The sequence below is a fragment of the Chryseobacterium flavum genome, from assembly GCF_003385595.1.
GTDB classification, from domain to species: Bacteria; Bacteroidota; Bacteroidia; order Flavobacteriales; family Weeksellaceae; genus Chryseobacterium; species Chryseobacterium flavum.
On record NZ_QNUE01000006.1, the window covers coordinates 304,505 to 310,754 of the forward strand.

Genomic DNA, 6,250 nt, shown 5'->3' on the forward strand with positions numbered 1-6,250 from the left:
AAAGGCCTGAGCCTTTATTTTATTTTTTCCTGAATATGTACAAATCTTTATTAGGACCATTAATTTCATTTCCTTCAAGGTCAAGCTGAACAAGCTTGTTTTCACCTACTTTGTACTTGTAGTTAACGGTTTTACCCTTTAAAGTAATAATACTTCCTGTCGTATCCCATTCAAAAGATCCGGCATCATGGTTCTTTGTATTTCTGTCAACGTACTCTTCGATAATGCCGAATGTTTTATCATTATTCAGCGTTAATGTAGTTCTGATCCCGGGACAGTCTGCACATGGAATTACTGCTTCATAAGTACCATCCCAGTCCAGTGCATTTTCAGAGCTGTCTCCGTAAGCGCTTACTATAGGATTTGAAGTACTGTCTATAGGTGTTGGTTGAGCAGTTGCTACAGAATCTGTTACAGGACCGGTAGTTTCAGTTTTTTTTTCTTTGGAACAGGAAGTAAGAAATAAAAATGTACCTATTCCAAGAACAAGCATCGTATTTTTCATCATAATAATTAAGGTTAAATATGTTTTTAATTTAGATTGAGAAGCAACAATCAAAAAGTGAGCCAGAGAGCGTTCGCTTATGGACGGTGGTGTGAAATAAATTATATGAAAAATGAATTTAGAGGATCGGTTTAATGATGTTTTTATACGATTTTTGAAATAGTAAAATAATTTTATTGCAGTGATAAAGCAAATATATTGTTGATATATTAATTGTATATTAATGTAATATTTCCTTTTTATGTACAGTATAAATCAATGATGGCAACTTTTACAGGCATTTTATTAAGTCTGTTCTTATTTTTCTTCGTAAATTCGGGCAAAATTTTGATTATGACAAAAAAGATACTTTTATCTGTATTTCTTTTGCCGGCTGCAATGGCATTTGCACAACAATATGGAGGAATGTGGATTCCTACAGAACTTAATGAAAAGGAAATGAAGGATTTGGGAATGAAGATTTCTGCCAAAGACATTTTCAACCCTCAGAAGCCGAGCATAAAAGATGCAGTAGTACAGTTTAATGGCGGATGCACCGCAGAAATCATCTCACCTAAAGGTCTGTTGTTAACCAATCATCACTGTGGCTACGGACAGATTCAGGCACACTCTACTGTTCAGAATGATCTTCTGTCAAATGGTTTCTGGGCAAAAAATACAGACGGAGAATTGCCTAATCCGGGTGTGAAAGTAGACTTTATTGTAGATATAAAAGAAGTAACCGCTCAGATTTTAGATGGAACAGATCATCTTACTGAGCCTGAACTTACCAAAAAGATCAATAACAATATAGAAATTTATAAGAATTCCCAGAAAATTGAATCATATCAGTCAATTATTGTAAAGCCAATGTACTATGGAAACAAGTATTACGCTTATACGACCGAAACTTATAAAGATATTCGTCTGGTAGGAGCTCCACCCCAAAGTATAGGAAAGTTCGGAAGTGATACTGATAACTGGGTATGGCCAAGACATACAGGGGATTTCTCGATATTCAGAATTTACGCAGATAAAAACAATAAACCTGCAGAATACTCGAAAGACAATGTTCCTTACGTGCCGAAACATTATCTGCCGGTTTCCATAAAGGATAAAAATGAAAACGATTTTACCTTTGTATTCGGATTTCCGGGACGAACTACAGAGTATCTGCCTGCAGTAGCTGTAGAAAAAATAATGAAAGATATTGATCCTGCCAGAATTGCTGTACGTGATGTAGCATTAAAAACATTGGATGAAAAAATGCGTACCGATAATGAAACACGTATCAAATATGCATCAAAATATGCATCCGTGGCCAATTACTGGAAAAAATGGATTGGAGAAGTGGAAGGATTGAAAAAATCCAATGCCGTTGAGAAGAAAATAATGTATGAAGGCTCACTCGTAGCTAAGAATCATGAGATAAAAGGAACGCTGGACCAGCTTAATAAGCTTTATAATGACCAGGCTCCCTATGCCTTAAACAATGCTTATTATACGGAAGTTATAAGAAATGCTGAAACATTAAAACTGGCAGGTGATTATTATGACTTTATTGCTTCTGTAGAGGCAGGAAGAATGGATGAAAAGGAACTTACTAAGCTTAAAACCAAATTAACCTCTTTCTATAAAGATTATAGCGCGGAGCTTGATGCTAAGGTAACCGCAAAATTACTAGCTTTATATGCCAATAAAACGGAACCTCAGTTCTTACCTGCAGGATTTAATAAATATAAGGATGAAAATTCAAATATTCCTGTGGTGGAAGAGATGTCTAAAAACTCAATTATTACAGGAAGAGCGACTGTAAACGGAGCATCTTTAGCAGCCGATATTGAGAAAGGATTTTCCAATCAGGATAAGCTGATCAAAACGCTGAAGAAAGATCCTGTTTATCAGTTGTATGCTTCCCTCAGAGAAACTTATATGAGAACTGCAGATCCGCAGTATACTTCTCTTCAGGCAAAAATTGATGCTTTACAGAAAAAGTTTATGGCACAGCAGATGGAAACTGATAAAGACAGAAAATTCTTCCCTGATGCCAATTCAACCCTTCGTGTTACTTATGGAAAAGTAAAAGGGTCAACACCCAGAGATGCTGTTTCTTATGGTTACCAGACCCATTTGGCCGGAGTCATTGAAAAATATGTTCCCGGTGACTATGAATTTGATGTACCTAAAAAACTGATTGATCTTTATAACAAAAAAGATTTTGGAATATATAAAGATAAAACAGGTGATGTCCCTGTAGGATTTACAGCAACTAACCATACAACCGGAGGAAACTCAGGAAGCCCTGCTCTGGATGCTCATGGAAATTTAGTAGGCCTTAATTTTGACAGACAGTGGGAGGGAACTATGAGTGATATCAATTATGATCCACGTTTCAGCAGAAATATTATGGTTGATACCAAATATATTCTGTTCGTTATCGAAAAATTTGCTGATTCCAAATGGCTGATCGATGAAATGAAAGTAATTAAATAAATGAAATTCACTAAAATACATAAAAACCCCCGGCATGCCGGGGGTTTTTATGTATTGACCTTGCTGGCCTGATGTGCAAAATTTAGTGTCCGAAAATATCTTCCAGGCTTACCTCAATAAAATTTCCCATTTTATTTACCGCTTCCATATCAAGGTTTTCTTTTTTACCGAGAATTGCCGTGTTAAAGTTAACCGGTTTAATTTCGGCCTGATAAAATTCTTTCATATCTTCAAACTTCATATTTTTAATCTGTTCGTAAATATCTTTTCTGAAGTCGTGCGAAATGCCCAGTTTTCCTAATCGTAGGGTATTGAAAAAAATATTATTTCTCGTCACTCTTGTAGAAGCGATTTGTTTCAGGGCTGCATTTTTTGCATTTTCAAACTGGATGGGTACCTCAGGAAGCTCATTCATCAGTTCATTCATGGTATCAACGGCAATCATAAGTTTATCAGGTTGGGTACCAATATAAGTAGTAATATAATCAGGATGGTTAAGCTCAGAACTGGCAGCGTATGAAACATAGGCAGAATAGGCAAGGCTCTTACTCTCACGGATTTCCTGGAAAACAATAGATGATAGGCCTCTCCCAAAATATTCGTTAAAAACATTAATCTTTCCAAAGTTGGCTGTATTCACAGAATTTCCTTTGCCTGCTTTACTCATTTCCATCTGAACCATGTCATAATTGATGAAATATACATAACCTCCGGTCTCAGGCTCAGGATATAATTTCGGAGCGGGAATATGCAGCGTTTCCGGTTCTGTATATTTACCGATATATTGTCTGAAATTATCGAAATCTTTACCATAGAAAAAAATCTGGTATGGATAATTAAATAGTTTCTTCATCCGGTCAGTAAAGATTTCCGCTTTACTGTTTTTCAGTTCTTCTTTAGAGATAACGTCTGTAAAACGGGAAGTATTTCCTAATTTGGTATAGGTAGTCAGTGCCGTCATGATACGGTTTTTATCCTTCTTTATTGCCTGACGGTTTTCCAGTACGGTGCCTGCAAACTGAGTATAAATTTCCTGATCAGGATTTACATCAAACATCCAGTGCTGTAAAAGAGCAATTCCTTTTTCAATATTTTCTTCCAGTCCGCTTAATGAGATCAACAGCTGGTTGTGGGTTGTTTTGAAATCATTGTTTATTCCGATTTTAAAAAACTCTTTCTTTAGATCCTCAGGAGAAAGATCCCGGGTCCCCAGATATTGTAACAGCTGTGTTGAAATTCCCAAGTCTCTGTCATGATCGCTTCCGAAAGGGAAAATAAAATGTACCTGTGCAATATCGTTATATTTGTTCTTGACGAAACTTAACTTTTTACCATGAATTGTATCAGTAGTAATTTCTTTTTGGTAGTCAATAAAATCAGGTTGTATATCTTCAGTTTTATCTGCCAGGATACCTTTTAAAAATTCCGATTGTGCCTCACGGTTAATTTTAACAGGAGTGATGCCGGGATTCTCAACTCTTACTAATTTATCATTAATCCCTTTTTCTTTATACACCATCACATAATTGTCCTTAAAAAAGGTATTGGCAAAGTTTACCACATCTTCCTTCGTAAAACGGGCGTATTCATCCATTTCATTCAGTTCCTGTTCCCAGGTTCTGCCTTTTATATAGGTATCATAAAGAGTTGTAGCCAGGCCTTCTGCTGTTTCCAGACCTTTCATTCTCTGAAGCTTGAAATCATTAATGATGGCAGGAAGTATCCAGTCCGGGAAATCTCCTTTTTTAATCAGCTCAATTTCTTCAAGAACCATTTCCTTTGCCTGATCAAGCGTCTGTGTTTCTTTTGGGACAGCTACAATCGAAAAATAACCATATTGTTTTAGCCCTACGGAGAAGGCTTGTGCCCAAAGCATTTTCTGAGTCTGATTAATGTGGAGGTCTAACAAGCCGGCTTCACCCCGGTTGCTTAATATATTTACAACGATATCAGCGAGCATAGCCTCCCTTGTTCCGTAGCTATCTGTTCTCCATGCGAGCTGAATTCTTGGGGTCGTAGGACTTTTTACCGTTCTTTTTATAATTTCGCTAATAGGTTTTTCAATAACCGGTGTCTTTTCAGGAAGCTCACGATAAGGAATGGCCCCGAAATAACGGTCAATCAATTGGATGGTTTTTTCAAAATCCAGATCTCCAACCAATACCAGGGCATAATTATTTGGAACATAATACTCATCAAAATACTTATGAATTGCTTTCATAGAAGGATTTTTCAGGTGTTCCGGTTTACCGAGAGTGGTCTGTTGTCCGTTAGGATGAGTCGGAAACAAAGCATCCATCAGTTCATAATTTACAAGTCTTGTATCGTTATCCTGTGCTCTGTTAAATTCTTCATATACAGACTCTAATTCTGTGTGGAAAAGCCGTAATACTATTTCAGAAAACCTTTCCTTTTCTATTTTCAGCCACTTTTCAAGCTCATTGTTCGGAATATTGTTTTTATAAACCGTCTCATCAAACCATGTATGGGCATTGGTTCCGCTGGCCCCCAGAGAAGAGATTGCCTTGTCATATTCATTAGCTATGGCATACTCACTCGCTTCCTGGGAAATCTGATCAATCTTTTTATAGATCTCTTTTTTCTTTTCAGGATCCTGTTCCGTCTTATGTGTTTCATAAAGGTCTGAGATCTGATTAAGAAGTTCTTTCTCTTTTTCCCAGTTTTGTGTTCCTATTTTAGAAGTACCCTTAAACATCATATGCTCAAGATAGTGAGCCAATCCTGTATTATCAGAAGGGTCGTTGTTACTTCCCGTCCTTACCGGAATAAAGGTCTGAATTCTCGGAGCATCGAAGTTCTGGGCAAGAAAAACTTTTAAGCCGTTCTTCAATTGATAGATTCTTACCTTATTTTCATCATTAGTGACCGTTGTATATTCGTAGTGATTTGTATCAGTGTGAACTGTTTCTTTATGTTTTTTGTCAATCATATATAAACTCATTTCATTCTTTTGAAATCAGAATGCAGTACAAATGTAAGGAAACAGAAAAAATGTTCCCTGATTTTTTACGACTATTGCATCTATAATAACAGTTGAAAAGATAAATTATAGTGCTGTATGTGGAGAAGCTTATTTATAAAAGTTAGTTGTCAAAATTATTAATCAGAAATAAGTCATTTTGTATTCCCGGGCTTTGTACTGTTTTTAACATCTTTGTTTAAAATTTTTCTCACTTTGTTTCAGGGTGTTATGGTTAAATATGAATAAAGGGTCAATTTTAAGTTAAATAAACTTGTTTTGCGTTATGATAA

3 protein-coding genes are annotated in these 6,250 nt (G+C 36.1%); 1 reads left to right on the forward strand and 2 read right to left on the reverse strand.

Annotated elements, in window-relative coordinates; genetic code table 11:
* Positions 1-19: 19 nt before the first annotated feature.
* The gene (locus DRF59_RS10120; protein ID WP_241505522.1) at positions 20-508 is read right to left on the reverse strand and encodes a copper resistance protein NlpE; all 489 of its coding nucleotides are present in this window, start codon (positions 506-508) and stop codon (positions 20-22) included.
* A gap of 330 nt (positions 509-838) precedes the next feature.
* On the opposite strand from DRF59_RS10120, the gene DRF59_RS10125 reads away from it, so the two are divergent.
* The gene (locus DRF59_RS10125; RefSeq protein ID WP_115959319.1) at positions 839-2,977 is read left to right on the forward strand and encodes a S46 family peptidase; all 2,139 of its coding nucleotides are present in this window, start codon (positions 839-841) and stop codon (positions 2,975-2,977) included.
* Positions 2,978-3,059: 82 nt separating this feature from the next.
* Here DRF59_RS10125 and DRF59_RS10130 read toward each other — a convergent pair whose 3' ends face one another.
* Positions 3,060-5,939: a M16 family metallopeptidase gene (locus DRF59_RS10130; protein WP_407643390.1), complete on the reverse strand. Its 2,880-nt coding sequence runs from the start codon at positions 5,937-5,939 to the stop codon at positions 3,060-3,062.
* Between the last annotated feature and the right edge of the window lie 311 nt (positions 5,940-6,250).

Excerpts from the sequence above, each read along its gene's own strand:
- DRF59_RS10130 (WP_407643390.1), bottom strand. The coding sequence starts at position 5,939 with ATGAGTTTATATATGATTGACAAAAAACATAAAGAAACAGTTCACACT.
- DRF59_RS10125 (WP_115959319.1), top strand. The coding sequence starts at position 839 with ATGACAAAAAAGATACTTTTATCTGTATTTCTTTTGCCGGCTGCAATG.
- DRF59_RS10120 (WP_241505522.1), bottom strand. The coding sequence starts at position 508 with ATGATGAAAAATACGATGCTTGTTCTTGGAATAGGTACATTTTTATTT.